Source organism: Longimicrobium sp. (genome assembly GCF_048594345.1).
GTDB lineage: Bacteria > Gemmatimonadota > Gemmatimonadetes > Longimicrobiales > Longimicrobiaceae > Longimicrobium.
The window spans coordinates 12,399-38,403 of the sequence record NZ_JBMDXM010000255.1 but is presented as its reverse complement, the minus strand read 5'-3'; the positions used below and the strand labels follow the sequence as shown (position 1 = coordinate 38,403).

The following is a 26,005-nucleotide window of genomic DNA, read 5'->3' as shown; positions in this document are numbered from 1 at the left end:
GAGGGCGCCAGGCGCGCCAGCGACGGCGCCGCGCTCCCCGCTTCGGCCACGCTGGCCGTGTACTGGATGGATGCCGGCGCCGCGCCTTCGGGTCCGGCTTCCGACGCGCGCACCCGGCGCGGGTCCAGAAAGGCCAGCGCGTAGCGGGCGCCGGCCGTGGGCGCCAGCATCAGGCAGCGGGCGCGCGCCGCGTCCAGCCGCACCGGCGCGCCCACCGCCAGCGCCAGCTCCCCCTGGCGCGCGCGGCGGACGGCCAGCGGCCCGGCCGCGTCCGCGCCGGACACCACCACGGCCTCCGCCCGCGATCCGCTGGTGCATCCCTCCGCGCCCCCCGCCGTGACCGCCCGCAGCGTCGCGCTGTCCGCGTGGACGATGCGCGCGTCCCTGCCGCCGACGCGCACGCCCGACGCCGCGCGATCCATCGCGAAGCCGCGCACCACCACCGTGTCGCCGGCCCTCGTCGCGGAAAGCGCCAGCGGCCGCGGCGGCGCCACGCGCACCGTCGCCGTCGCGGACGCGGCGCCCGCCGCGGAAACCGACAGCTCCGCCGTGCCGGGCCCGTGCGCCACGATGCGGCCTTCCGCCAGCGCCGCCGCGTCCAGCACCGGCACGTCGTGCAGCCAGCGCCGCTCGGAGGTCAAACGCAGCGTAGCCGCGGCGGGCTGGCCGTCCACGCTCGCCGCGAGGGTCGCGGATTCGCCCGGTGCCGCGAGCGTGATCTCGGAGCGGTCCACGCTCGTCCGCGCCGCGGACGACGCTTCGGTGGGCGCGCCGGAACCGCCGCACGCGGCCAGGGCCAGCAGCGGGACGAGAACGGCGGAGGAGCGAAGGATGGACATCGGCGTGCGGCGGCGGGCGGTGGATGCGCCGCGGGCAGCCGTGTCGCCGCCCGCGCGTGCCCGGAACCAAGCGAGCCGCGCGCCATCGGTGGATGGAAGCTAAATCGTTGCGAGGATGGGCTTTGCGGATGATGGATGCGTACGGCGTCGCGTCCAGACTCTGGACGCGGTGCCGGGGGGCGGGATGCGCAAGTAATTGGGAAAGGATGACTTGCGGATGCGCTGTCCGAAATCCGGACGGCGGGATGACAGGGGTGGGTTGCGGCGGGGGGCGGCACGGAGATTGACGGTGCGGCGGCGGGCGGGCAACGGGCCCGCACATCAATCTCCTACCGGACGGCGAAGCGATGCTTCAGGAAGACCAGCGAAAGCAGATCGAAGAGCGGCTGCTCAAGGACCGCGAGCAGGTGCTGGAGGCCATTGGCCACTTTGACGACGCCACCGACGAGCTGCGCGACAAGCTGAGCGAGCTGAGCGTCTACGACAATCACCCCGCCGACGTGGGGAGCGAGAACTACGAGCAGGAGCAGCAGTTCCTCCTGGCGACCATGGAGGGCCGCCGCCTGTACGCCATCGACGAGGCGCTGGGCCGGCTGTACAAGTCGCCGGAGGCGTTTGGCCTGTGCGAGGTGGACGGCGAGCCGATCGAGTTCGACCGGCTGATGGTGATCCCGGAGACCCGCGTCTGCGCCCGCCACGCCATCATGGCCGATGAGGCCGACGGCGTGGACGCCAACCCCCGCGAAGCCGACGGCAACGCGAACGAGGCCTGACGGCCCTCGCCCCGGCTCGTTCCTCGCCTGCCCCTCTCCCACAAACTGCGTGGGAGAGGGGCGGAACGGCATGGGCATCCGCGGCGCTTCGGACAGGGTGATGCGGATGGTGGGCGCCCGCGTCTGCGACGCGGGGCCCTCTCCCCCGGCGGGCCCTTTTGCTCGTTCCTCGCAACAGCCCGGCGACCCCTCCCCCAAACTGCGGCAAACTGCGGGGGAGGGGTTGTGCAAAGCAGCCTTCGGAGCGGGATCGAAGTCCACCTCCCCCAGGGGTTTTTGGGGGAGCTGCGAGCCTAGGCGAGTAAGGGGGCGGCTTGCCGCCGCAGCGTGATCGTCGCCGAAGCACGATCGAAGTTCTCCTCTCCCCCCTGCAGTTCAATGGCGCGGGAAGGTTGTGCATAGCAGTCTTCGGAGCGGGATCGAAGTCCACCTCCCCCAGGGGTTTTTGGGGGAGGTGCGAGCCTGAGCGAGTAAGGGGGCGGCTTGCCGGCGCAGTTCGATGCCAAACCCCCACTCCGCCGTTCCTTAGCCCGGCTCCGGCGGCGCCCCGGCTGATTTGACCGGGAACGGCCGCGCCCGTAGCTTTCCCGGCTATGGCACCACCTCCCAAACGCCTTCTCTGGGTAGACGACGAGATCGACCTGCTGCGCCCGCACCTGCTGTTCCTGCAGGGGCGGGGGTACCACGTCGATGCCGCCAGCAACGGCGACGACGCCATCGAGCTCGTTCGCCTGCACGGCTACGACCTTATCCTGCTGGACGAGCAGATGCCCGGCCGCACGGGGATGGAGGTCTTCGACGAGATCCGCCGGATGGATCCGCGCGTCCTGGTGGTCATGGTGACCAAGAGCGAGGAAGACCGCACCATGACCGAGGCCATCGGCCGGCGGGTGGCGGACTACCTGGTCAAGCCCACCTCGCCGCGGCAGGTGCTCTCCGTCGTCACCCGTCTGCTCGAAGGGGGGCAGATCCAGCAGCAGGCGATGGCGCGCGACTTCAGCGTCCGCTTTCGCGAGATGAACGCGGACGTGGCGCGCATCCGCGGCTGGCGGGAGTGGTGCGACACCTACTCCGAGCTGGTGGACTGGGAGCTGCGCCTGCGCGAGGGCGGAGAAACGGGACTGCTGGCCTCGCTTGAAACGCTGCTGGACGACTACCGCCGCGAGTTCTGCCGCTGGGTGTGCCAGGACTACGGCCACTGGACCGCCGGCGAGCCGGACCGTCCGCCGCTCTCCGTCGACATCGTTCCGCAGTACCTGGCGCCCCTGCTGGGCAAGGACCGGACGGTCCTGTTCGTCATCATCGACTGCCTGCGGCTGGACCAGTGGCGCTCGCTGGTGCCCCTGCTGGAGCCGATCGCGCAGGTGGAAGAAGCGCTGTACTGCTCCATCCTTCCCACGGCCACGCCGTTCTCGCGCAACGCCATCTTCAGCGGACTGTACCCGGAAGGCGTGGCGGAGCGCATCCCCGGCTGGTGGCAGCGCGAGGGCGAGGGTTCGCTGAACGCCAACGAGGCCGAGCTGTTTCGCGAGCACGTGGACCGCATCGCCGGGCGCGACGTGCCGGTGCACTATGAAAAGGTGTTCGACGCGGGCGACGGCGAGCGGCTGCTCAAGCGGCTTCCCAGCTACCTTGCGCAGCAGGGGGTGACGGCGGCCGTCTTCAACTTCGTTGACCTGCTTACGCACGGGCGGTCGGAATCCGCCGTGCTGCTGGAGGTGGCGCGCGACAAGGAGGCGCTGCGGGCGCTTACCCGCCAGTGGTTCGAGCGGTCGGAAGCCTTTACCGCCATCAAGGAAGCGATGCGGATGGGCGTGCCCGTGCTGCTGACCACGGACCACGGCTCCATCCACTGCCACCGCCCCGCCACCGTGTTCGCCAAGCGCGACACCACCAGCAACCTGCGCTACAAGTTCGGGGACGACCTGCGCGCGGAGGATCCCTCGCTGGCGTTCAGCACCAACGACGAGCGGGTGATGGGATTTCCCGCGGGGCGCGCGGCGACCAACTACCTGATGGCGCTGGAAGACGTCTTCTTCGTTTATCCCACCAAGCTGCGCCAGTACCAGGCGCGCTACCGTGGCAGCTTTCTGCACGGCGGCATCAGCCCTGAGGAGATGATTCTCCCGGTGGCGCTGCTCACGCCGCGATGAACACGTACCTCCGCATCCTTCGCTACGTGCGCCCCCACAAGGGGCTGTTCGCGCTGGCCATCGTGATGATGGCGGTGTGGGCGGCGCTGGACGCGTTCAGCTACACGCTGCTCATCCCCTTCCTTCGCGTCCTGTTCAACCAGGGCGATTCGATGGCGGGGCTGGACACGTTCCTCAGCCCCACCGCCGGTCCGGTGGTCCAGTTTCTTCGCGACGCGGTGGGGTGGGCGATCGCGGGGCGCGAGCCCATGGACGCGCTGCGCAACGTGGTGCTGTTCCTGTTCGTGGTGTACGCGATCAAGAACGTGGCCTACTACGTGTCGCAGGTCTCCGTCTCCGTGGTCGAAGGACGGGTGACGCGCGACATGCGCAACGACATCTATGGCCACCTGCTGCGGCTGGGATTTCCCTTCTTTCAGCGGACGCGCGCGGGGCAGATCATCAGCCGCGTGACCAACGACGTGGAGCAGATGCGCAGCCTGGCCACCAGCAACCTGGCCAAGCTGATGTGGGAGCTGCTGCAGGCCGTGTTCGCGCTGCTGGTGATGCTGGGGATCTCGTGGAAGCTGACGCTGGTCGCCGCCCTCTTCATGCCGCCGATGCTGGGGCTGTGGGCGCGGCTGCGCAAGCGGCTGCGGCGCGGCGTGCTGAAGGTGCTGGACGCGGTGGGCGAAACGGCGTCGCACATCCAGGAAACGGTAAGCGGGGTGCGGCTGGTCAAGGCGTCCGGCGCGGAGGCGTGGGAAGAGGAGCGCTTCCAGAAGCTTACCCGCAGCCAGTACCGGGCGTGGGTCAAGAACGAGCGCTGGCGCAAGTTCTTTACGCCGGCGACGGAGATGATCACGGCCGTCAGCATTCTGGCCATGCTGTGGTACGGCAGCTACCTGGTGCTGGCCGAGGGATCGATGATCCCAGAGACGTTCATCGCCTTTCTGCTCTTTGCGGGAAAGCTGATGTCGCCAGTCAAGTTCCTGGCGCAGTTCCCCGCGACGGTGCAGCCCGGCCTGGCGGCGGCGGACCGCGCGTTCGAGCTGCTGGACACGCCGGTGGAGGTCTTCGACGCGCCGGACGCGCTGCCCGTGGACGGATTCCGCCAGGGCGTGCGCTTCGAGGGCGTGAGCTTTGAGTACGCGGCGGAGACGCCGGTGCTGCGCGACATCGACCTGGAGATCCGCCCGGGCGAGGTGGTGGCGCTCGTGGGACCGAGCGGGGCGGGGAAGAGCACGCTGGCGGACCTGCTGCCGCGCTTCTACGACCCCACGGCGGGGAGCATCACGCTGGACGGGGCCGACCTGCGGACGCTCAAGCTGGCGGACCTGCGGGCGCTGCTGGGGATCGTGACGCAGGAGACCATTCTGTTCCACGACACGGTGCGCGCCAACATCGCCTACGGGCGCAACGACGCCACGCAGGAGCAGGTGGAGGCGGCGGCGCGGGCGGCCAACGCGCACGGCTTTATCGCCTCCATGCCGCAGGGGTACGACACGGTGCTGGGGGAAAAGGGGACGCGGCTTTCCGGCGGCCAGCGGCAGCGCATCGCCATCGCCCGCGCCCTGCTGCGCAACCCGCCGATCCTGATCCTGGACGAGGCCACCAGCGCGCTGGACACGGAAAGCGAGCGGCTGGTGCAGCAGGCCGTCGAAGAGCTGATGGCGCACCGCACGGTGCTGGTCATCGCGCACCGCCTGTCCACCGTGCGCCGTGCCAACCAGATCGTGGTGCTGGACGCCGGCCGCATCGTGGAGCGCGGTACCCACGACGAGCTGGTGGCGCGCGATGGGCTGTACCGCCGGCTGTACGAGATGCAGTTCGGGGGGGACGAGAAGGCGGCGTAGGGTACGGGACTGGGAGGGCTGCGGACACTTTGGCGCGAGGGGCGGCGCCCCCTCCGGGCTCGCACCACTCGCCCACCTCCCCCAAAAAAGACTGGGGGAGGTTGGTGTGACGACGGAGTCCTGGGTGCTTCGGACGGCTCGGAGCAGGCCCCCTCCGGACCGGCACCACCGGTCCACCTCCCCCGAAACTGCCGGGGGAGGTTGAGTGTGGGGCAGGCGGCGGTGAGCTTCGGCTGGAGTGGCGCGGGATGGTGGGCTGCCCCCTCCCCGGCCCTCCCCCGCAAACTGCGCGGGGGAGGGAGGTGCGACGCACCTGGTCGAAGCGGGATCGACTTCTCCCCTCTCCGTGAGGAACGAACGGGGAGGGGTCGGGGGAGGGGCACCCTCGCGGGCGCCAGTTCGGCCTTCGTCGACGAGCCTCCGCGCCCGACCCAACCCCTCCCCCGGGGTTGGGGGAGGGGTCGCCAGCCGTCGCGAGGAACGAGCGAAAGGCCTGGCGGGGGAGAGGGCCTGTCGGACGCCGTGCGGTGCCGGAACAACAAGACTTTCAACCGATGGTGATGGATAGATGCAAGTACCTCTGCTGGACCTGACGCTGCAGCACCGCGAGATCCGCGACCAGACGCTCGGCGCGCTTACGCAGGTGGTGGACGACCAGCGCTTCATCCTGGGCCCCGTGGTGGACCAGTTCGAGCGCGAGATCGAGGCGTACCTGCCGGTAAAGCACGCGGTGGGCAACGCCAGCGGCACCGACGCCATCCTCCTGGCCCTGCGCGCCTTCGACTGCGGCCCGGGCGACGAGGTGGTGACGTCGCCCTTCACCTTTTTCGCCACGGCGGGCGCCATCCACAACGTGGGCGCGCGCCCCGTCTTCGCCGACATCCAGCCCGACACCTTCAACCTGGACCCCGCCGCCGCCGACGCCGCCTGCACACAGCGCACGAAGGTGGTGATGCCCGTGCACCTGTTCGGGCAGATGGCAGACATGACGGCGTTCCGCGCGCTGGGCGACGGGCGCGGCGTGAAGATCGTCGAGGACGCGGCGCAGGCGATCGGCGCGCGTCAGCGGACCACGGACGGCGAGTGGTTTGCCACCGGCGTGCTGGGCGACGCCTGCACCTTCAGCTTCTTTCCGACCAAGAACCTGGGCGCCTTTGGCGACGCGGGGATGACGGTGACGGGCGACGACGCCACGGCGGAGCGGCTGCGCAAGCTGCGCGTGCACGGCGGGCGGCAGATGTACCACCACGAGGAGGTGGGCTACAACTCGCGCCTGGACGCGCTGCAGGCGGCGGTGCTGAGCGCCAAGCTGCCGCACCTGCGCGGGTGGAGCGACGCGCGCCGCCGCAACGCCGCGTTCTACGACCAGGCGCTGGCGGGGATCGAAGGGATTGTCACTCCCCCCGTGCGGCCGGAGAACGAGTCCATCTTCAACCAGTACACCATCCGCGTGCTGGACGGACGCCGCGACGCGCTGGCGGACCACCTGCGCGAGCGGGGCATCGGCAGCGGCGTGTACTACCCCGTGCCCCTGCACCTGCAGGAGTGCTTCGCCTACCTGGGCTACCGCGAAGGTCAGTTCCCGGAGAGCGAGCGTGCCTGCCGCGAGGTGCTGTCGCTGCCCGTTTTCCCGGAACTGACGGAGGCACAGCTGGCGTACGTGGCGGAGAGCGTCGGCACGTTCTTCGGACGGTAGGGGAGGGAAGTGCGTGAGTGCGTGAGTGCGTGAGTGCGGAAGTGGGCCGGTCGCGAGTGTCGGACGCAGGCGCATCGGTCCTACTGACGCACTCACGCACTGACGCACTTTGTCGCGGTTCTTCGGGCGACAGAAGATTTTCATAGGGCGCGGGCACGGATGCGCGTAAATTGAGCGGAGTGCGCGCGGCGAAGGGGTGAGCCGCCGCGGCGTCTTGATTTGCACGACCGTACCCGCGGACCTTCAATGTTCATCGTCGCCCACAACGGCGCCCGCGTATGGGGCGGCGCGGAGCGGGCCGTGGCGCTGCTGCTGGCCGGCCTGCAGCAGCGCGGGCACCGCGTGCTGCTGCTGTGCAACGACGCCGTGGTCGCCGGGCCGGCCCGCGCGCTGGGTGTGGACGCGCAGATCCTGCCGCTGGGCGGCGATGCGTCCGTGCACCACGCCGCCCGGCTGGCGCGCCGGCTGAGGGAGCTGCGGCCCGACGCGCTGCTGGTGGGGATGTTCAAAAAGGCATGGCTGGCCGGGCTGGCGGGGCGGATGGCGCACGTGCCGCGCATCGTCGTCCGCATCGGGCTGGAAACGGACGTGCCGCGCAACGCCAAGTACCGCTTTGCCTTCCGCCGGCTGGTGGACCAGGTGGTGGTGGTCGCGGAGCGGCTGAGGCCGGCGTACGCGGCGCTTCCCGGCTACGCGGCCGGGCGCCTGTCCGTCATCCCCAACGCCGTGCATCCCCCGGCCCCGCGCTCGGACGGCGCGCTGCGGACGGAGCTCGGCATCCCATCCGCGGCGCGTTGCGTGGGCTCGGTCGCGCGGCTGGTGGCGCAAAAGCGGCTGGACCGGCTGCTGGACGCCGTGGCCCGGCTGCCGGGGGAGGTGCACTGCGTCGTGGCGGGCGACGGGCCGCTGCGGGGCGCGCTGCAGCGGCAGGCGGCGGCGCTGGGAATCGCGGGGCGCGTGCACTTTCTGGGGCACCGGCCGAATGTGGCGGAGGTGCTGGCGGCGCTGGACGTGTTCGTGATGACCTCCGACCGCGAGGGGATGAGCAACGCCATGCTCGAAGCCCTGGCGGCGGAGGTGCCCGTGGTCAGCACGCGCGTCAGCGGAACCGACGAGGCGCTGCGGCCGGGCGGCAGCGGGATCGCGCCGGGGATCGTGGTGGGATTCGATGCGGACGCCGTGGCCGACGGAATCCGCGGCGTTCTGGACGATGACGCCCGCCGCCACGCCATGCGCGCGGCCGCGGGGGTGCGCGCACGGGGCGAGTTCGGCTTTCCGCGCGTGCTGGACGCGTGGGAGCGGGTGCTGGCCGGCGGTTCGGCCGATCTACAGGGAGAGCAAACGGGTGCGACAGAGGTGGTCGGTGCGTAAGCGGAATTGTGGGTATGTCAGGAGTCGTGAGATGCGGCCACTTTCGCACTTTCGCACTCCCGCACTTTCGCACTGATGTTCATCCTGGCCCACAACAGCTCGAACGCGTTCGGCGGGGGGGAGATCGGGACGGTGCTGCTGCTGGCGGGGCTGCAGCGCCGCGGCCACCGCGTGCTGATGCTCTTTCGCGACGCGGAAAAGGCGGAGCGCGCGGCATCCTACGGCATCCCCACCGGCGTGCAGCGGATCGGTGGCGACGCCATGCTCCCCGACGCGGCGCGCCTGGCCGCGCGGCTGCGGCGGGAGCGGCCGGACGCCGTCATCCTCACCACGTTCAAGAAGGTCTTTCTCTCGGGGCTCGGCGCGCGACTGGCCGGGGCCCCGTTCGTCGTGCAGCGCATTGTGCTGCAGGGCGACACGCCGGGCCGCGGCGCGCGCTACCGGCTGGCGCTGCGCCGCTGGGTGCACCGTGTGGTGCTGAACGCGGACGCCATGCGCGACGCGTTCCTGGCCGGCGATCCCGCGCTGGATCCCGCGAAGGTGGTGACGATCCTGGACGGCGTCCGCGCCCCCGTGCGGACGGGCGAGCCGGGCGCGGTGCGGCGGGAGCTGGGGATTCCGGCGGATGCGCTGGTGGTGGGTTCCGTAGCCCGGCTGGCGGGGCAGAAGCGCTTCGACCGCCTGCTGCGCGCGCTCGCGGCGCTGCCGGAGCCGGTGCACTGCCTGATCGCCGGGGACGGGCCGGCGATGGAGGGGATCCGCACAGTGGCGGCGGAGCTGGGGATGGCGGACCGCGTGCACCTGGCCGGCTTTCGCCGTGACGTGGGCGACGTGCTGGCGGCGATGGACGTGTTCGCCGTCTCGTCGGACCGCGAGGGGTTCGCGAACGCCATGCTGGAGGCGATGGCGTCGGGCCTTCCCGTCGTCAGCACGGACGTGAGCGGCGCGCGCGAGGCGCTGGACACCGCGCTGGACGAGCCGCGCGCCGGCATCGTCACCCGCTTTTCGGAGGCGGAGCTGGCGGAGGCGATCGGCGGACTGCTGCGGGACGGGGACGGGCGGCGGCGGATGGGGGAGGCGGCGCGGGAGCGGGCGGCGCGGCGCTTTGGCGAGGAGCGCTTTCTTGACGAGTGGGAGCGGCTGCTGCAGGAGGGCGTGCGTCGGCGGGGACCGGGCGGATGAAGGTCGTCATTCACGTGGACGGCGAGGACGTGCGCGGAAACGAGCGGCAGGCGCTGCTGATCGCCACCGGTCTCCGCGCCCGCGGCCACGACGTGGCCGTCTCGTGCCGGGCGCGCGGCCCCGTGCGCGATGCGCTGGAGCGCGCGGGCGTGCGGACGACCGGCATCCGCCCGCGCGGGGACGCGGACCCGCTGAACGGGCTGGCGTTCACGGCCTGGCTGCGGCGCGAGCGGCCGGACGCGGTGCTGCTCACCTCGTGGAAGCGGCTTTTCGGCGCGTCGCTGGCGGCGCGCGCGGCGGGGGTGCCGCGCATCGTGTTCCGCCTGGGCGGGCCGCAGGAGATTCCGCCGCGCGGCGCGTCCGCGTGGAAAAAGCGGCGCGCCTTTCGCCGCCAGATCGACGTCGTCGTGGCCAACTCGCCGGACATCCGCCGCATCGTGGGCAAGATGGCGCCATTCTTTCCCGCGGATCGCGTTCACGTGGTCCTCAACGCCGTGCCGCCCGCCGCCGCCGCCCCGGCGGAGCTGCGGCGGGAGATTGGCGCCGCGGCGGATGAGGTGGTGCTGCTGAGCGTGGGGACGCTGGCCGCGCACAAGCGCTTTGGCGTGCTGCTGGAGGCGTTCGCGACGTTGTCTGCAGACGTGCGGCTGGCGATCGTGGGCGACGGGCCGCTGCGGGGTGAGCTGGAGGATGCGGCGCGTCGGCTGGGCGTCGGCGCGCGGGTGCACCTGCTGGGCGCGAGGGAGGACGTGCCGGGGCTGATGGCGGCGGCGGACGCGTTCGTGCTCGCCAGCCGCCGCGACAGCCTGCCCAACGCGATGCTGGAGGCGATGGCGGCCGGGCTCCCCACCGTCGCGGCGGAGTTCATGGGCGCGCGGAGTGCGCTCGGCGCGACGGCGGAGCGGTCTGCGGCCGGCTGGGTGGTGCCGGTGGACCAGGCGGAGGCGCTGGCCACCGCGCTTGCGGAGGTGGTGGCGGGGATCCGCGCCGGCGCGCCGGAGGTGCGGGCGCGGGCGGCGGAGGCCCGCTGGCGCGCGGAGCACTGGTTCGGCCCGGAGCGCATGGTGGACGGCTACGAGGCCGTTCTCGCGGGCCGCCCCGTACCGGACGCGCCGTGAGCGACTTTCTCTTAGCCTCGCGCCCCCGCGAGCCCGGCGCGCTGCGGCGCATCCTGCAGCGGTGGCTGGGCCCGGTGAGCGCATCGGTGGATGAGTACGCCGGCGCGTGGGGCACGCTGGCCATCGCCCGCGCCCCGCACGATCCGGAGCCGGTGATGCGCGACGAAGGCGGCATCACCGTCCTCATCGGCGAGCCGTTCCTGACCGTTCCTTTGCTCCCCGCGGGCCCAGCGGTCGATGACGAGCGCCGCGCCGCCCTCCATCGCCTGCTGCTGGAGAGCGAGGTGGCGAGCTGGGACGGTCGGCTGGACGGGCCCTTCGCTGCGCTGTCGATCCATCCGACGCGCGGGACGGGCTCCATCGTTACCGACCTGTTCGCGTGGGTCACCGTCTTTGCCGCGGAGCCGTGCGGGGCGGGGGAGCCGCTGGTGCTGGGGACGCACGTGGATGCGGTGGCGGAGGCGGCGGGCGTGCTGGGCGACGTCGATCCGGTGTCGGCCGTGGAGCTGATCGGCTACCAGACCATCGCGTATCCGCGGACGCTGTACCCGGCTGTTCGGCAGGCGCAGCCGGGATCGGTGCGGCGCTTCGGGGCGGATGGCTGGGCGGGCGAGGCGCGCGCCTACTGGCGGCCGGCGGAGCGCACCGCCTTTGCCTCGCCGGAAGAGGCCGCGGAGGCGCTGCGGGCGGCGCTGGTGGATGACGTGCGGCGCGCGGTGGATGGACACTCGCGTGTCGGCATGCAGCTGAGCGGCGGCGAGGATGCGCGCGCCGTGCTAGGCGCCATTCCGGACGGGGTGCGGGTGGACGGGTTCGTCTTTGGCGAGGCGGACAACCGCGAGATCCGCAGCGCCCGCCGCGTGGCCCGGGCCTACGGCGCCTCCCTGACTTTCGCGCCGCGGCCGCCGGGGCACGACCTTGCGCATTTCGAGGCCGTGGCGTCGATGGTGGGCTCGCAGAACGAGTTCGTCGACGTGCACGGCTACGGTTTTCACGCCTCGCTGGGGATGGGCGCGTATCCCGTGATGCTGGGCGGCTACTCGTCCGACGCGCTGCTCAAGGGCGACAACGTGCGCCGCTGGGCGCGCCGCAAGCTGCAGCGCGGCGAAGCGCCCGGCATCCGCCCCGCGCGCCCGCCTGCCCTTCCCGGTGTGCGCGAGGAACTGCTGGCCGAGGCGGGCGCGCGGAGGACGGCGTTCCGTGAGTGGCTGGCGGAGATCCGGCCGGAATCGGCGGATGAATGGTCGTTCATTTATCCATTTTCCGTGCGCAGGTACGCCACGGTCTTTCAAGGCAACCGCCGCCTGTTCCGCTCGCACGAGCCGTTCATGTCGAACGCGGTGGTGCAGCTGGCCGCGTCGGTGCCGCAGGCGTGGAAGCTGGACCGCGCGCTCTTTTACCGCGCCATGCGGCCGCTGCTTGCGCGTTCGTGGTACGTGCCGCACACGCGCAACCGCATGCCGTACTTTCCGCAGCCCGTCAACGCCGTCGCCCGCCCGCTGCTGGGCGTGGCCCGCGGCGCCCGCGCCCTGCTGACCGGCACGTGGAACGCCGGCCAGGAAAGCTGGCCCGACTGGGACGACCTGGTCCGTACCCCGCCGATGCACGAAAAAACCGCCGCGCACCCCATCGCCGATTCGCCGCTGCGCACCGTCTTCGCGGGCGATCCGGCCGATGCCACGCACGCCGTCGCCGGGTGGCCGGGGCTCAGCCAGCTGGCCGCGCTGCAGCTTGCCTACCTGACCCGCGGATGATGGCTCGACAGGGATCGAACTGCGGCCGCGGGGGGCCCTCACCCGCTCGCTTGGGCTCGCACCCTCTCCCGCAAGCGGGAGAGGGTATACACTTCGATTGTGCTTCGGCTGGATCGTTCCGCCTCGCCTGGTTGCGGACGCGCCGGTGCTTGGGACGCCGTACACCCCCGTGCCGCCGTGTCCGCGAAGGCGGACAGCGTGACGTTGTTGCCGCGATTTCAATCGCTCCAGCCGATGCCGGCGGATCATCCCCGTGGCGGATGCATCGGTGCGCGGGGACCCGCCGATGAGCGAGCTACGCTATCCCTCACAGCGCGTCTGCATCGTTCTGCTGACGGGGCTGGGCGACGTGATCCACGGGCTGCCGATCGTCAACGCGCTCAAGGACGATGATCCCGCGCGCCACATCACCTGGGTGGTGGAGCCCATGCCGTCGGAGGCGCTGCTGCACCATCCGTCGGTGGACGAGATCGTCATCTATAGAAAAAAAAACGGACTGCGCGGATTGCGGGACCTGCGGCGCGAGCTGGCGGGGCACCGCTTCGACCTGACCATCAACCTGAACGTCTACGTCAAAAGCGCGTGGCCCACGCTGCTGTCACGCGCGCCGCACCGGCTGGGCTTTGGGCGCGACCGCGCGGCGGAGGGCACGTGGCTCGCGGCGAACCATCACCTCGCGCCCACGCCGCGGAGGCATACCCAGGATCTCTTCCTCCTCTTCCTGGATCACCTGGGCGTTCCGCGGCCGGACCCGCTGGAGTGGCGCATCACGTTGTCGGATGAGGAGAAGCGCGCGCAGGCGGAGTTCTTCGCGCCTCTCCGGGACCGGCCGGTCGTCGCCATCGTCCCCGCGTCCGCCAACGGGAAAAAGGACTGGTTCGCCGACCGGTACGCCCGCGTGGTGGATGCGCTGGAGCGGGACTTCGGCTATCGGACCATGCTGATCGGCGGGCCGGGCGCGCGGGAGCAGGGGATCGCGCGCGAGATCGTGGAGCGCGCGGAGCACAAGCCGGTCTGGGCGCTGGGCGACGGCGTGCGGCGGCTGATGTGGCTGGTGGGCGGATCGGACCTGGTGATCGGGCCGGACACGGGGCCGCTGCACATCGCGCGCGGCTTCGGCGTGCCGGCGATCGGGATGTTCGGCCACACGAATCCATGGCGCGTGGGGCCGTACCGCGCCTGGCAGGACCTGTGGATCGACCGCTACACCGATCCCGGCACGCCGCCGGACCCATCCAACTTTACCGCCAAGCTGGGCCGGATGGAGCAGATCACCCCGGACGACGTGCTGGAGCGCGTGCGGCGGGCGGCACCGTACGTGGCGGCGAGGCGCGGCGGATGAGCGACTTTCTCTTCTCCACCGCGCGCCGGCCGGAGGGCGAGCTTCGGCGCGCGCTGGAGCGGTACGTGGGCCACGTATCGGCGTCGGTGGAGGAGCGGCACGGGTCGTGGGGTTCGCTGGCCGTCGCGCGCGGCCCGGCCGATCCGCTGGAAACCCTGGTGGATGACGGCGGATCGATCTCCGTGCTGATCGGCGACCCGGTGATCCGGATCGCGCCGGAGCCGCCGGGTCTCTCGCGCCTGGGCGGCCGCCGGCGCGCCCTGCACGCCCTCCTCCGCGGCGGGCCAGGCGCGCCGTGGGCGGAGCGCATCGATTCCGGATTCGCCGCGCTGTCCATCGACACGGCGCGCGGCGGCGGGATGATCGTGACGGACGTCGGCGGCTTTGTCCCCGTCTTCGCGTCGCGCCACGCGGGCGGGGAGGGTGGATGGATCGCGGGGACGCACCTGGACGCCGTAGCGCGCGCGACGGGGCGAAGCGCGCACATCGATCCAGTGTCCGCAGCCGACCTGCTCGCGAACCTCACCTGCACCTGGCCGCACACGCTCTACACGGGCGTGGAGCAGCTGGCGCCCGCCACCGCGCTGCCGTTCGATGCGGACGGGGCGCCCGGCGAGCCGCGTGCGTACTGGCGGCCGGTGGAGACCAACCCGTTCGCGTCCGTGCGGGATGCGGCGGCGGCGGTGCGCGAGGCACTGGTGGAGCAGGTGGGCGCCATCTGCCGCGACGTGCCGGAGGTGGCGCTGCTGCTGAGCGGCGGCGAGGACGCGCGTGCGGTGCTGGGCGCGGTGCCGGAGGGCGTGCGGGTTCGCGCGTTCGTCTACGCGGACTGGGAGAACCGCGAGGTGCGCGTGGCACGGGCGGCGGCGCGGGCGTACGGCGCCACGCTCACGTTCGGTGCGCGGACGCCGGACCACTACGTCGACGGGCTGGAACCGGTCGGGCGGATGATCGGCACGCACAACAACTTCATGGACGTGCACGGCTGGGGCTTCCACGAGCGGCTGGGACTGCGCGGCTTCCCCGTCGTGCTCGGCGGGCTGTCGTCCGACTCGTTTCTCAAGGCCGAGCACGAACCCGACCGCCCCGCGCGGGACGCCTTCGATCTGCCGCCCGCCTCCATCATCCGCCCCGAACTGCTGCAGCAGGTGGTGGCGCGGCGCCTGGCGTTCCGCCGCTGGCTCGCGGAGTTCCGCCCGGCGACGGCAACCGAGTGGGAAAAGCTGTGGCCATTCACGCAGCGCAAGCACTCGGCAAACCTGCACGGCAACCGGCGGATGTTCGCCAGCCAGGAGCCCTACCACGCCAACGCACTGGTCACCCTGGCCGCCGCGATCCCCGCGGAGTGGAAGCACCATCGCCGCCTGTTCCACGCCGCGATGAAGCCGCTCTTCCGCCGCTCGTGGGCCGTTCCGCACTCGCGCTGGCGTTTTCCGTACTTTGGCGTGGCCGCCAACCTGCCGCTGACGGCGGGGCTGCGCATCACCCGCGGCGTGCGCGCGCTGGTGACGGGGCAGGTGCGCGCGCGGCAGCAGCCCTGGCCCAAGTGGCGCATCGTCGCCCGCTCCCAGGCCGGCACCGCCAAACTGCACCAGTACGCTGGCTCCCCCCTGCGCGGGGTCTTTACCGACCCCTCGCCTGAGGCCATCATCGCCTCCATCCGTGGCGAGTGGCACCCGCTGCGCCAGCTGATCCTGGTGCAGCTGAGCTACCTGGCGCGGGTGGGGGCGGAGGAGTAGGGCGGGTTTTCCCGCGGAGACGTACGCGCGGGCCCCGACGAGGGCGGCTGAAGCCGCGGCTGGAACTGCCATAAGCCCCGTCTTCGCTCGTTCCTCGCGAAACGGGGCTTCACCTGCTCGCATCGGCGGCGCCCGTGCGTATAGACGCATCGGAGTGTGGGGCACGCCGACGCGGCGGAACATGGGTTCACCGCGATGAGTAGCATCGGGCCAACCTCACGGCTTTTCCTCCGCGGCGATCGTCCGATGCGCATCCATCCCCTCCTGCTTTTCGCGCTGCTGCTGGCGGCGCCCGCCGCCGCACAGGCGACGCCGGCTGACTCCGCGTTGATGCGGGAGCTGCTGGAGATGGGGAGAGTGGACCAGGAGGTCCGGGCGGGGTTCACGCCCGAACGGCTGCAGGACACCGCATTCATGCGGGGGATGATGCGCGTGGACAGCGCCCATACCGCGCGTATACGGGAGATCCTGGACGAGCACGGCTGGCCCGGGATCAGCCGGGTGGGTGCGGAGGGTGCGCGCGCCGCGTTCCTGCTGGTGCAGCACACCGAAGACGACGCGCTGCAGCGCCGGGCCCTCGCGATGATGCAGGCCGCCCCGCCGGGCGAGGTGGCGCTGCCGGACCTGGCACTGATCACCGACCGCGTGCGCGTGGGGCAGGGGCTGCCGCAGCTGTACGGCTCGCAATTCAACGCCGTCGACGGCCGCTGGATCGCCGATCCCATCGACGACGTCGCGCGCCTGGACGAGCGCCGTGCCTCCATGGGCCTGTCCCCATGGCCGACTACGTCCGCATGATCGCCGAGATGACCGGCGGCGCCAAAGTCGTCGTCCCCGGCTGGACGCCGTAGCTCCGGGCGGTCGCCCATCTGAGAAGACGGGAAGGCGCGGAGAACCCTGATGGTTCTCCGCGCCTTCGCTACTCTCATACAACAGAAACGGCTCATACCTGATCCGCAAATACACTCCGTAATCCCAACTGCAGATTCTCACGCAGAGGGAGCAGAATTTCTACATGCAGTTTCTGCTTCCTCGGCTTCCTCTGCGTGCCCAATGCTTTTGCGGATTCTGTATCAGGGCTGTGCGGCAGGGGTTCGCGTGATTTCTTCAGGGAGTTCATCCCGGGGTCGGCGGACCTCCAGGTGAATCAGCTCACCGTTGTCCAGGTGGAGAATGAGCGCGCTCTTCTTATTCGACCTCGGTAGCGCCTCCGTCCGCAGTATCCGATGCCCAACCATCGCCTCCAGTTCCGCGAGCACACTCAGATCACGGATGGCGTATGCCTCCGCGAGCTTGTAGCGCAGTTCCGCGACCGATGCGGGACCCAACGACGCAACCTTGCCGGATTGCGGAAGCAGGAGAACCGAAACGGTACAGACACAGCCCAGGTCTACCGCGTAGTCGCCGCCGTCGCCGGGAAGTGCATCGAGCACAAAGTACCCAATTCGATCACCTGATCGGATTCCGGCATGGCGGTGTTCAGGGATTTCAGAATACGCCCGCAGCGGCGCTACCACAGCGAAAGGATCGAGCGCCGGGTCCCCCGAGGCCTGTTTAATCGCATCGTCCAGGAGCAGCCCGTCTTCTTCCACAAGAGCGCGAACCCGTTCGTTGAAGTCCTTTTCCAGCTGGCAATCGTGGCTCAGCACGAGGACCGGCGCGAACACTGTGTCCGCGACGACGTCCGGGACCAATCGGGTGGATTTCGACCAGAGCAAGGTGTGCGCACGGTCGCCGAGGTAGCGCGGCGGCAGGGCTGGAGCATCCGCTCCCGGCGCCTCGTCCCTGGAGACCAGCACCGTCACGGGCGCCAGGATCACGTCTCCCTGGCGCAGGGATTCGTTAGGGCTGCTCAGGTATTCCGTCATCCGCTACCCTCTCGGCCCCGGCCGGCGGTGCTGCGGCTGGACGGTGTCACTCCCGAAACGAATCCGCTCTTCCCGGTGGACCGCGCTGGTGTCGGCGTAATCGGGGAGGTACCGGCGGATGCGAGGCTCCGAGGCGCCTACCTTCAATCGTCCGCTGTCCAGCGCGCGCTGCAGCCCCGCGAACGGGTAGCCACCAGCCGGTTGGTCAGCCCGTTCAGACATCTGCGCCAGACGCTCCTTGAGGCCGGCGACCTCCGTACGGAGGTGGTCAAGCTCGTGGCTCATCCACTGATACTTACGCGTGGCGACCAGCGTCACCTCGTCCGCTCCGCGCGCGCCGAGCTGGATGTCCTCGTTTTCTTCCGCTGCGCGCTTGATGAGAGAAGGAAGCGCATTTCTGGCTTCCCGAATCCCGAGCCCCATGCAACCTCCATGTGTACACGACATCCGCTGAATGTGTACACAAATATCGAAAAGTACTCGCCTGATTGCAAGGGGGTGTACACACTTCATGGAGCCACCGGATCTCACCCTCCTCATGCGAAAGACGCGGACCCGGTGTGGTCTCCGCGCCTTTCCATCATCCCCACCTACAGGCTGTTGCACTCCGTCTGGCTGGATGTCGCGTCCGCGGCGCCGCTCATGCTCGCGGTGCCCTTCTCGACCGACACCGTGTAGCCGCCGCCCGCCGTTCCCGGCGTGCTGAAGGTGATGCGGCCGTTGCCGTCGGAGCGGTACCAGGGGATGGAGCGCGCCGTCAGCAGGTCCTTGGTCTGCGTGTGCACGTGGTGGTATCCGTTGGTCGCCGACACGCCAAAGGTGATCCAGCTGGGGCTGGTCAGGTCCAGAAACCGGCTGCTGATGCCGTTGCAGCTGCCATGGTGGTTCCCCTTCACCACGTCCACGTTCATCCCCGGCGCCACGTCGTATCCCGTGGTATCGAACCACTCCAGCGCCGCGTGCTCCGCGTCGCCCGAAAGCCACATGGTAAAGCTGGCGCTGTCGGGCCCCACCAGCTTGAGCGGGACGGAGCGGTCGTTGGGGTCGCCGGTTGGTTTGGGCTTCATCACGTGCAGCTTGGCCCCGCCGTCCAGCACAAAGGTGCAGATGGCCGCGCCCGTGCCGCAGGGGTCGTCCGTGTCGCGGTAGTCCGTCTCGTCGCGAAGGTCTCGCGCCGCCAGGGTGTCGCGCAGCTCCTGCAGCGTGCTGCTCACCTGCGCGTCCTTGTTCTCGAAAAATACGGGGATGTTGATGTTGTGCGCCGTCTTGAAGAACTCGCGCAGGCCGCCGTGGTGGTCGTAGTGGGCGTGGGACATGAACATCATGTCGATGGTGTTGTTGGCCATCCCGAACTCGCTGATCAGGTTCGCCATGCGGCTTAGCCCCTGTCCCGCGTCCAGGATGATGCGCGTGTCGCCGTTCTCGATGAAGATGGCGTCCGCCTGCCCGGCGTCGATGATGCGCACCACCAGCGCGCCGCGCTTGCCGTCGTTGCGCGCGCCCGGCGTCCCCTGGTCGCCCGCGCCAAAGGCGGTCGTCGACGTGTGCCAGTTGGTGCCCTTGGCGTCCAGGTTGTCGAGTGTGGGGTTGCTGGTGCCGCGGGTGGCGCCCGCCGGCATCGTCGTCGCCCACGCGACGGAATCCACGCTGGCGCCCAGGTTGTCGCGCAGCGCCACCCAGTCCGACGTGTTGGCCAGGTTGATGATGGCGTACGTGTAGTCTTCGTTCACGCCGCCGTTGGTGGCGTAGGTGCCGTTGCGGGCCAGGACCACGTAGCCGCCCGCGGGAACGATGACTGAGCTGGCGATGGTCTGCGCGGCGTCGTTGTTGGAGGCCAGCGTCCATCCCTGCAGGTTTACCGCGGCGGCGCCGGTGTTGTGCACCTCCAGCCACTCGCCGCTGGCGTCCGCCACCGCGTTCGGATCCACCATCACTTCGTTGATGATGATCTGCGATGCGTAGGCGGAAACGGTGGTGCTGGGGCCGGACGGTGTGGGTGCGGTGGGAAGGTTCGCGAGGTCGGTACAGGCGGACAGCGCAAGGAGCGCGGCCGCGGCCAGCATGGGGTGCAGAGTGACGCGCAGCATGGGAGAGCTCCGGGTCGGGAGGAGGAATAACAACCTTTCCCGTCCAATCTCGTGAATCGGCTCCCGGAAATCATCCCCACCACTCTGTGCAAATTGCTAATCTACAGATATTTATGATGTAAACGTATGGTGTATTTTGATGGTTTCCCGTTGGTAATCTCTGCTGTGCCCTCATCCACGCTGAAAAGAAGCTGAAAGGCGGAAAAAGCGGGCGGCTGTGATTTATCCACTTTTTCCACTATTGACGTCTATCGCGCGCACAAATCGTTCTGTGGCGCGCGTTTGTAGATGTGGCATCTCGCGCTCCGGCGGTAGACCGGTCCCGCTCCGCACCGCCTGCACCTGCGCGTAGCCTTGCGCGGCGCAGCATGTTTGTCTATTGATGAATACGTAATCAGACCAAATTAAAAGATGCTCGGGATCATGTCGGGATCGTTGCTGCGTGAGTATGAACCGCACGGGGCACGGAACACCGGCCGTGCCCGACCGCCTTCTCGCGCTGCTCCGGGATGAAGGCGGAAGCGTCAGCGCACAGGGAGCATGGAGGCCAGGGCCTGTTCAATCGAGTCAGGCAGTACGTTACGGTCATCGCGTGCGCGCTGGGGGTGGCGGCGTGCGCCGACACGCCCAGCGCGCCGGAACTGGCGCCAGACGCGCCCGCGGCGTTGCAGGCGGCGGGCGCCGGCGGGGCCATCGCCGACCGCTACGTGGTGGTGTTCCGCGGCGGCGTGGCCGACGCGCCGGGGCTGGCGCGGCGGCTTACGGCAGCCAATCGCGGCACGCTGCACCACAGCTACCAGCACGCGCTCAACGGGTTCGCCGCTACGCTCCCCGCCGCCGCCGTGGCCGGGCTGCGCCGCCACCCCGACGTGGCGTACGTGGAGCCGGACCGCGTGGTGAGCATCGCGCAGGTGGCCAGCTGGGGGCTGGACCGCGTGGACCAGCGCGACCTGCCCCTGAACGGCTCGTACGGCTACGGGCCTACCGGGTCCGGCGTGCGCGTCTACGTGCTGGACACGGGGATCGAGGCCTCGCACGCGCAGTTCGGGGGACGCGCCTCGGTGGGGTACGACGCGCTGGGCGGCAGCGGGCAGGACTGCAACGGACACGGCACCCACGTGTCGGGCACCGTGGCCGGCTCCAGCTACGGCGTGGCGCCCCTGGCCAGCCTGGTGGCCGTGCGCGTGCTGGACTGCAATGGCAACGGCACCGTGAGCGGGCTCATCGCGGGGATCGACTGGGTGCGGCTGAACCACGTAAAGCCCGCGGTGGCCAACCTGTCGCTGGGCGGCGGCGCCGCCCAGGCGGTGGATGACGCCATCGCCAACCTGGTGGCGGCGGGTGTCACCGTGGCGGCCGCCGCGGGCAACAACAACTACGATGCCTGCCAGTACTCGCCGGCCCGCGCGTCCGCCGCGCTCACGGTGGGCGCCACCAACCAGTTCGACCAGGAGGCGGTGTTCAGCAACCACGGCAGCTGCGTGGACCTGTACGCGCCGGGCGACGGCATCGCGAGCGCCTGGCTCTCCGGCGGTACAAAGGTCCTCAACGGCACCAGCATGGCCAGCCCGCACGTGGCCGGGGCCGCCGCGCTGTACCTGCAGACGGACCCCACGGCCACCCCCGCGGCCGTGAGCGCCGCGCTTCTTGCGCACGCGACGCCCAACCGCCTTTCCGTGCTGGGTGCGGGCTCGCCCAACACGCTGCTGTTCACGGGCTTTGGCGGCGCGCCGGTTGCGCCCCCCGCCCCCTCGCCCGGCACCCTGGCGGCCACCATCACCGGCTCCAGCAGCGTGTACGTGCTGGGCAGCCGCACCTATCTGTGGAGTGCGAGCGCTACCGGCGGAACGGGCACGTACGCGTACCAGTGGCACTACCGGCTGGCCACGAACCCCGTATGGACCGCCGTGGGCACCAACAGCAGCGTGTACAGCCGGTCGGTGGCCTACGTCGATGACCCGTTCTACCTGCGGGTTACGGTCACCTCCGGCGGCTCGGTGATCGACGACCACTACGTCTACGTGGATGGCGACCCCGGCTGCGGCAACATCCGCTGCTTCTGAGGATGCCACGGGAAGGTAAAGAAGGGGGCGGCGCCGTGCAGGCGCCGCCCCCTTCTTCATCCCCCAGGTCCGCGGGGCCCACCCGACCGCTCAGCCGTTGTTGGCCAGCTTGGCCTTCATCTGCGCGAAGAAGTTGGTGCGCAGCTCCTTGCTTTCTTCCGGCGAAAGCGAGGTCACGCCCTTGCCCGCGTTGCGCGCCTCCAGCAGCTCCGGGGGAATTTCCTTGAGAAAGCGCGAGGGCTGCCGCGGGATTTCGCCGCCGCGCGCGCGCCGGGTGGCGCAGCCGCTGAGCGTAAGCCGGTGCCGCGCACGGGTGATCCCCACGTAGAACAGGCGCCGCTCCTCGGCGATCGGATCGCCGGTGCCGTTGCTCTCGAACTGCTCCCACGCCTCCTCGGCCTCCGCCTGCGCCGTGTCCGCCGCCTTCATGCTGCGCGAGTGCGGCAGAATCTCCTCCTCCAGACCGACGATGAAGACGTGCGAGAACTCCAGCCCCTTGGCGCTGTGCATGGTCATCAGCGTCACCAGCTCGGGGTTGTCGTCGTCCTTGTCCTTCTTGTCGTCCTCGTCCGAAAGGGAGACGCGCTCCAGAAAGCCGCGCAGCGACGGCGGATCCCAGTCGTCCTCCTCGTCCGGCGGCGGACGGCTGGCCCAGGTGCGCTGTTCGTACCGCTCCAGCGAGCCCACGAACTCGCGCAGGATCTCTACCCGCACCTCGGCCGCGCGCTCGCTCTTGGCGTTGTCGGCGCGCACCGCCTCTTCCAGCCGCAGCCGCTTCACCAGCTCGCGCGCAAAGCCGACGAGCGTGCGCTCCGTGGTGATCCCGTGGTCGATGGCCGCCTGCGTGCTGTGGAACTCCAGCCGCAACTCCTCCATCATGTCCACGAACGCGCGCACCGCCTCGGCCTGCGCGCGGTTCACGCCCTCCACCTTTTCCACCCGCTTGAGCGTCTCGTACAGCGGATGGGGCACCGCGCGGGCCGCCTCCACCAGCTTGAGCAGCGTCGTCCGCCCGATCCCGCGCACCGGGTAGTTGATGATGCGCCGCAGCGCCACCTCGTCCTTGGGGTTGAGGATCACCCGCAGGTACGCGACGAGATCGGAAACCTCCTTGCGGTCGAAGAACGACTGCCCGCCGACCACGCGGTAGGGGATGTTGGCCGCCCGCAGCTGCTCTTCGATGGGCTTGGCCTGCAGGTTGGTGCGATACAGGACCGCAAAGTCGCCCCACGCCAGCTGCTCGCGATAGCGGCGCACGCCGATCTCGCTGGCGATCATCTCCGCCTCAACCTCGTCCGCCGCCTTGTTGTTCTCCTCGCCAAACGTCCACAGGTCAATCTTGGGGCCCGGGCCGTTGCCGGTGCGCAGCACCTTGGCGCGGCGCGCCGTGTTGTTGGCGATCACCCCGTTGGCCGCGTCCAGAATGCGCTGCGTGGAGCGGTAGTTTTCCTCCATGACGATGATACGGGCGCCGGGATAGTGGCGCTCGAAGTCCAGGATGTTGGTCGCGTCGGCTCCGCGCCATCCGTAGATGGACTGGTCGTCGTCGCCCACCACGCACAGGTTCTTGAGCGGACCCGCCAGCAGCCTCGCCATCTCCAGCTGCGCGCCGTTGGTGTCCTGGTACTCGTCGATCATCAGGTACCGCCAGCGCCGCCACATCTTCTCGCGCACCTCGGTGTGCTCGCGCAGCAGCTGCACGGGAAGCAGCAGCAGGTCGTCGAAGTCGGTGGCCCCCGCCGCGCGCAGCGTCTGCTCGTAGCGCGGGTACACGTCGGCCGCCAGCACCGCGTAGTCGTCGCTACGGTTGCCCTTGATGTCGCCCTCCGCCACCTCGCGCCGCGCCTCGTCGGGCGTCACCAGCCGGTTCTTCCAGTCGCTGATCTGAAAAAGGACGCGCTTGACGTCGTATGTGTCCTCGCCCTTGGTGGCCGTGACGTGCACCTCCTCCGTCATGATCCGCTTGATGGCCGCCACCTGGTCGCCCGTGGGATAGATGGAAAAATCCTTGGGCAGCCCGATCTGCTGGCCGTGGTCGCGCAGGATGCGCGCGCCCAGCGAATGGAAGGTGGAAAGGATGACGCCCTTGGCCTCCCTTCCCACGATCTTTGCCACGCGCTCCTGCATCTCCTTGGCGGCCTTGTTGGTGAAGGTCACCGCCAGGATGCTGCGCGGGTTCACGTGCCGGTCGCGGATGAGGTACGCGATGCGGTGAATGAGCATGCGCGTCTTGCCCGAGCCCGCGCCGGCGAGCACCAGGACGGGGCCCTCGGTGGCGAGCGCGGCCTCGCGCTGCTCCGGGTTCAGGTCGAGCAGGTACTGCGGGACGTGCGACAACGGAAGTGCGAGAGTGCGAAAGTGCGAGAGTGCGAACGTGGAGGGAGGAAGATAGCGGGGTGGGGGGAGAGCGGGGAGGGGTTGACGGGGGGGTGAACGGGTGAACGGGTGAACGGGTGAACGGGTGAACGGGTGAACGGGGGGCGCGGTGCCGAGGATCGGGTGCGGATGGTGGGCCGCCCCCTCCCAGGCAAATTGCGCGAGGGAGGGAGAACGGCAGAAAGCTTGTCGCAGCGGGATCGACTTCTCCCCTCTCCGTGAGGAACGAACGGGGAGGGGCCGGGGGAGGGGCACCCCGCCGCGCCGTGATCCCTGCCGAAGGAAAAAGCGGCCCCGAAGCAATGCTCCGGGACCGCCTCTACCCTTCGGTTCCGCCGCCGATCTGCTACACGGCCAGCGCGGAGCCTGCCACCACGCCAACGAACTGCCGGGGACGGATGAGCGCGCGCACCAGACCGCCGATGCGATGCAGGTTGCACGGCTTGGAGATGTGCCCCGCGAACCCCTCGTCCAGCACGCGGCGCTCCGGCCAGGTAAGCACGTCGGCGCTCACGGCCACCACCGGGATGGCCGCGGTGGACGGGTCGGCCGCCAGCGCGCGCCGCGCCGCCACCCCGTCCATCCGCCGCATGCGGATGTCCATCAGCACCAGGTCCGGCTGCTCCTCGCGGGCAATCTGCACCCCTTCCTGCCCGTCGAACGCGTGCAGAACGCGGTAGCCGGAGTGCTCCAGGAACACTCCGCACACGGTGTGCTGGTCGGGATCGTCGTCGACGATGAGGACGGTGCTGCGGGCCATGGGCACCTCGGTGTGACGGGCGCCGGTCCGGCGGGGACACGGGGATGATGGTACCCCTGAATCTACAGAGATTCCCTCAGCCGTACAACAGTTTTGTGTAACTGCTACGTAACTGGCGGCTTGTGGAAGGAAGGCCTCGTCACCCGGTGCGCGTGCCGCGGTTCTTGTCCACGATGGCCACCAGGATCAGCACGAACGCAAGCAGGCGGATGCCGTACAGCCACAGCTGCTCCTGGTTGGGATTCTGGAACAGCGCCAGCAGCAGCCGCTGCAGCGCCAGCAGCCAGAACGCGCCCGCGAAGATGCCGAACAGGCGGTCGCGCGTCTCGCGCCAGAAGCGCAGAAAAAACAGTCCGGCCACCGCGTACCCCATCACCAGCAGGCCGCTTACCAGCGCGGTCACCGGGATTCCCATACCAGTCCGTACAGCAGCAGGGCCACGCCCGCCAGCGCGGGAAGGGAGCGCCAGAGCGAAAGGTCCATCGAGGGCACCAGGCGCTTTTCGATCAGCAGCAGCACGTTGTTGGCGGCCAGGCCGGCAAAGCACAGCCCCGACCACAGCAGCAGCCGCGCTCGGCTGGCGGCGTAGCCGCGCAGCAGCAGCACCGCGCAGGCCAGGCTGGTCAGGGCACACAGGGCGTAGACGAGGGTCCCCATCAGTCCTTCCTGAGCTTGAAGGCGTCCGCGAAGCTGCGGAGCGGGTCGGGGGGCTTGTTGTAGATCAGGTTGATGACGGCCACGCGCCCGCGCCGGTACGCCTGGGCCAGCGCGTCCACCTGCGCGGCCAGCGCGGGGCGTGTGGGCGCGTAGCGGTACGCGGGATTGGCCGCGTCGTTGGACGTGGCCAGCCCCATCTCCACCAGTTGCTCCAGGCGGCGCGTGGCTCCCGCCGGCACGGTGTAGATGGACTGCGCCACCGCCTCCGGCGTCCACTCCCGTGCAGGATCGGAGTGCACCAGCAGCAGCGTTTCCAGCAGCTCCGCCGAGTCGATGTTCTGCGCGACGAAGCTTCGTACGGCTTCGGGAATTTCCGCCTGGCTCATCCGCTC

Annotated in this window: 20 protein-coding genes and 1 pseudogene; 12 read left to right on the top strand and 9 right to left on the bottom strand. The window is 70.0% G+C overall.

Going from position 1 to position 26,005, the window contains the following annotated elements:
* Positions 1-839, bottom strand: a pseudogene (locus tag ACOJUJ_RS27315) (hypothetical protein); the annotation flags it as partial.
* A gap of 347 nt (positions 840-1,186) precedes the next feature.
* Between ACOJUJ_RS27315 and ACOJUJ_RS27310 the strand changes: the two are divergent.
* The 11 genes from ACOJUJ_RS27310 (at position 1,187) to ACOJUJ_RS27260 (ending at position 16,600) form a co-directional block, all read left to right on the top strand.
* Positions 1,187-1,612 carry a hypothetical protein gene (locus tag ACOJUJ_RS27310; RefSeq protein ID WP_420130099.1) on the top strand — a complete coding sequence of 142 codons (426 nt, stop codon included), beginning with the start codon at positions 1,187-1,189 and terminating at the stop codon, positions 1,610-1,612.
* A gap of 593 nt (positions 1,613-2,205) precedes the next feature.
* Entirely contained in the window at positions 2,206-3,765 is a 1,560-nt protein-coding gene (locus ACOJUJ_RS27305) for a response regulator (protein WP_420130098.1), read from the top strand.
* Complete coding sequence (locus tag ACOJUJ_RS27300; protein WP_420130097.1) at positions 3,762-5,600, top strand: ABC transporter ATP-binding protein; 1,839 nt, start codon at positions 3,762-3,764, stop codon at positions 5,598-5,600. Before ACOJUJ_RS27305 ends, ACOJUJ_RS27300 begins: the two co-directional genes overlap by 4 nt.
* A gap of 568 nt (positions 5,601-6,168) precedes the next feature.
* Positions 6,169-7,296, top strand: a complete 1,128-nt coding sequence (locus tag ACOJUJ_RS27295; protein ID WP_420130096.1) for a DegT/DnrJ/EryC1/StrS family aminotransferase — start codon at positions 6,169-6,171, stop codon at positions 7,294-7,296.
* A gap of 246 nt (positions 7,297-7,542) precedes the next feature.
* Positions 7,543-8,667, top strand: coding sequence for a glycosyltransferase (locus ACOJUJ_RS27290; RefSeq protein WP_420130095.1), 1,125 nt, complete (start codon positions 7,543-7,545; stop codon positions 8,665-8,667).
* Between the two features lie 75 nt (positions 8,668-8,742).
* Entirely contained in the window at positions 8,743-9,849 is a 1,107-nt protein-coding gene (locus ACOJUJ_RS27285; RefSeq protein WP_420130094.1) for a glycosyltransferase, read from the top strand.
* Entirely contained in the window at positions 9,846-10,967 is a 1,122-nt protein-coding gene (locus ACOJUJ_RS27280; RefSeq protein ID WP_420130093.1) for a glycosyltransferase, read from the top strand. The genes ACOJUJ_RS27285 and ACOJUJ_RS27280 overlap by 4 nt, the downstream gene beginning before the upstream one ends.
* The gene (locus ACOJUJ_RS27275; protein ID WP_420130092.1) at positions 10,964-12,721 is read left to right on the top strand and encodes an asparagine synthase-related protein; all 1,758 of its coding nucleotides are present in this window, start codon (positions 10,964-10,966) and stop codon (positions 12,719-12,721) included. The genes ACOJUJ_RS27280 and ACOJUJ_RS27275 overlap by 4 nt, the downstream gene beginning before the upstream one ends.
* Positions 12,722-13,007: 286 nt before the next feature.
* Entirely contained in the window at positions 13,008-14,063 is a 1,056-nt protein-coding gene (locus ACOJUJ_RS27270; RefSeq protein WP_420130091.1) for a glycosyltransferase family 9 protein, read from the top strand.
* Positions 14,060-15,802, top strand: a complete 1,743-nt coding sequence (locus ACOJUJ_RS27265; RefSeq protein ID WP_420130090.1) for an asparagine synthase-related protein — start codon at positions 14,060-14,062, stop codon at positions 15,800-15,802. The genes ACOJUJ_RS27270 and ACOJUJ_RS27265 overlap by 4 nt, the downstream gene beginning before the upstream one ends.
* Positions 15,803-16,048: 246 nt before the next feature.
* The gene (locus ACOJUJ_RS27260; protein WP_420130089.1) at positions 16,049-16,600 is read left to right on the top strand and encodes a DUF6624 domain-containing protein; all 552 of its coding nucleotides are present in this window, start codon (positions 16,049-16,051) and stop codon (positions 16,598-16,600) included.
* Positions 16,601-16,875: 275 nt separating this feature from the next.
* Here the strand turns inward: ACOJUJ_RS27260 and ACOJUJ_RS27255 are convergent, their stop codons facing one another.
* The 3 genes from ACOJUJ_RS27255 to ACOJUJ_RS27245 all read right to left on the bottom strand — a co-directional run bounded on the left by ACOJUJ_RS27255 (position 16,876) and on the right by ACOJUJ_RS27245 (position 19,757).
* On the bottom strand, positions 16,876-17,670 hold the full coding sequence (locus ACOJUJ_RS27255; RefSeq protein ID WP_420130088.1) for a hypothetical protein: 795 nt from the start codon (positions 17,668-17,670) through the stop codon (positions 16,876-16,878).
* 3 nt (positions 17,671-17,673) lie between these two features.
* Entirely contained in the window at positions 17,674-18,093 is a 420-nt protein-coding gene (locus ACOJUJ_RS27250) for a hypothetical protein (protein WP_420130087.1), read from the bottom strand.
* Between the two features lie 167 nt (positions 18,094-18,260).
* Positions 18,261-19,757, bottom strand: coding sequence for a lamin tail domain-containing protein (locus tag ACOJUJ_RS27245; RefSeq protein ID WP_420130086.1), 1,497 nt, complete (start codon positions 19,755-19,757; stop codon positions 18,261-18,263).
* 509 nt (positions 19,758-20,266) lie between these two features.
* Between ACOJUJ_RS27245 and ACOJUJ_RS27240 the strand changes: the two genes are divergently transcribed.
* Positions 20,267-21,820: a S8 family peptidase gene (locus ACOJUJ_RS27240; RefSeq protein ID WP_420130085.1), complete on the top strand. Its 1,554-nt coding sequence runs from the start codon at positions 20,267-20,269 to the stop codon at positions 21,818-21,820.
* Between the two features lie 90 nt (positions 21,821-21,910).
* On the opposite strand, the gene ACOJUJ_RS27235 is transcribed toward ACOJUJ_RS27240, so the two are convergent.
* The 5 genes from ACOJUJ_RS27235 to ACOJUJ_RS27215 all read right to left on the bottom strand — a co-directional run bounded on the left by ACOJUJ_RS27235 (position 21,911) and on the right by ACOJUJ_RS27215 (position 25,999).
* Positions 21,911-24,157 (bottom strand): ATP-dependent helicase, encoded by a 2,247-nt coding sequence (locus ACOJUJ_RS27235; RefSeq protein ID WP_420130084.1) that lies wholly within the window; start codon positions 24,155-24,157, stop codon positions 21,911-21,913.
* Between the two features lie 385 nt (positions 24,158-24,542).
* Entirely contained in the window at positions 24,543-24,956 is a 414-nt protein-coding gene (locus ACOJUJ_RS27230; protein WP_420130083.1) for a response regulator, read from the bottom strand.
* 139 nt (positions 24,957-25,095) lie between these two features.
* Entirely contained in the window at positions 25,096-25,359 is a 264-nt protein-coding gene (locus ACOJUJ_RS27225; protein WP_420130082.1) for a DUF5985 family protein, read from the bottom strand.
* Positions 25,356-25,613, bottom strand: coding sequence for a DUF5985 family protein (locus ACOJUJ_RS27220; protein WP_420130081.1), 258 nt, complete (start codon positions 25,611-25,613; stop codon positions 25,356-25,358). The genes ACOJUJ_RS27225 and ACOJUJ_RS27220 overlap by 4 nt, the downstream gene beginning before the upstream one ends.
* Complete coding sequence (locus ACOJUJ_RS27215) at positions 25,613-25,999, bottom strand: hypothetical protein (RefSeq protein ID WP_420130080.1); 387 nt, start codon at positions 25,997-25,999, stop codon at positions 25,613-25,615. The genes ACOJUJ_RS27220 and ACOJUJ_RS27215 overlap by 1 nt, the downstream gene beginning before the upstream one ends.
* Between the last annotated feature and the right edge of the window lie 6 nt (positions 26,000-26,005).

Excerpts from the sequence above, each read along its gene's own strand:
- ACOJUJ_RS27310 (WP_420130099.1), top strand. The coding sequence starts at position 1,187 with ATGCTTCAGGAAGACCAGCGAAAGCAGATCGAAGAGCGGCTGCTCAAG.
- ACOJUJ_RS27305 (WP_420130098.1), top strand. The coding sequence starts at position 2,206 with ATGGCACCACCTCCCAAACGCCTTCTCTGGGTAGACGACGAGATCGAC.
- ACOJUJ_RS27300 (WP_420130097.1), top strand. The coding sequence starts at position 3,762 with ATGAACACGTACCTCCGCATCCTTCGCTACGTGCGCCCCCACAAGGGG.
- ACOJUJ_RS27295 (WP_420130096.1), top strand. The coding sequence starts at position 6,169 with ATGCAAGTACCTCTGCTGGACCTGACGCTGCAGCACCGCGAGATCCGC.
- ACOJUJ_RS27290 (WP_420130095.1), top strand. The coding sequence starts at position 7,543 with ATGTTCATCGTCGCCCACAACGGCGCCCGCGTATGGGGCGGCGCGGAG.
- ACOJUJ_RS27285 (WP_420130094.1), top strand. The coding sequence starts at position 8,743 with ATGTTCATCCTGGCCCACAACAGCTCGAACGCGTTCGGCGGGGGGGAG.
- ACOJUJ_RS27280 (WP_420130093.1), top strand. The coding sequence starts at position 9,846 with ATGAAGGTCGTCATTCACGTGGACGGCGAGGACGTGCGCGGAAACGAG.
- ACOJUJ_RS27270 (WP_420130091.1), top strand. The coding sequence starts at position 13,008 with ATGAGCGAGCTACGCTATCCCTCACAGCGCGTCTGCATCGTTCTGCTG.
- ACOJUJ_RS27265 (WP_420130090.1), top strand. The coding sequence starts at position 14,060 with ATGAGCGACTTTCTCTTCTCCACCGCGCGCCGGCCGGAGGGCGAGCTT.
- ACOJUJ_RS27260 (WP_420130089.1), top strand. The coding sequence starts at position 16,049 with ATGCGCATCCATCCCCTCCTGCTTTTCGCGCTGCTGCTGGCGGCGCCC.
- ACOJUJ_RS27255 (WP_420130088.1), bottom strand. The coding sequence starts at position 17,670 with ATGACGGAATACCTGAGCAGCCCTAACGAATCCCTGCGCCAGGGAGAC.
- ACOJUJ_RS27250 (WP_420130087.1), bottom strand. The coding sequence starts at position 18,093 with ATGGGGCTCGGGATTCGGGAAGCCAGAAATGCGCTTCCTTCTCTCATC.
- ACOJUJ_RS27245 (WP_420130086.1), bottom strand. The coding sequence starts at position 19,757 with ATGCTGCGCGTCACTCTGCACCCCATGCTGGCCGCGGCCGCGCTCCTT.
- ACOJUJ_RS27240 (WP_420130085.1), top strand. The coding sequence starts at position 20,267 with ATGAAGGCGGAAGCGTCAGCGCACAGGGAGCATGGAGGCCAGGGCCTG.
- ACOJUJ_RS27230 (WP_420130083.1), bottom strand. The coding sequence starts at position 24,956 with ATGGCCCGCAGCACCGTCCTCATCGTCGACGACGATCCCGACCAGCAC.
- ACOJUJ_RS27220 (WP_420130081.1), bottom strand. The coding sequence starts at position 25,613 with ATGGGGACCCTCGTCTACGCCCTGTGTGCCCTGACCAGCCTGGCCTGC.
- ACOJUJ_RS27215 (WP_420130080.1), bottom strand. The coding sequence starts at position 25,999 with ATGAGCCAGGCGGAAATTCCCGAAGCCGTACGAAGCTTCGTCGCGCAG.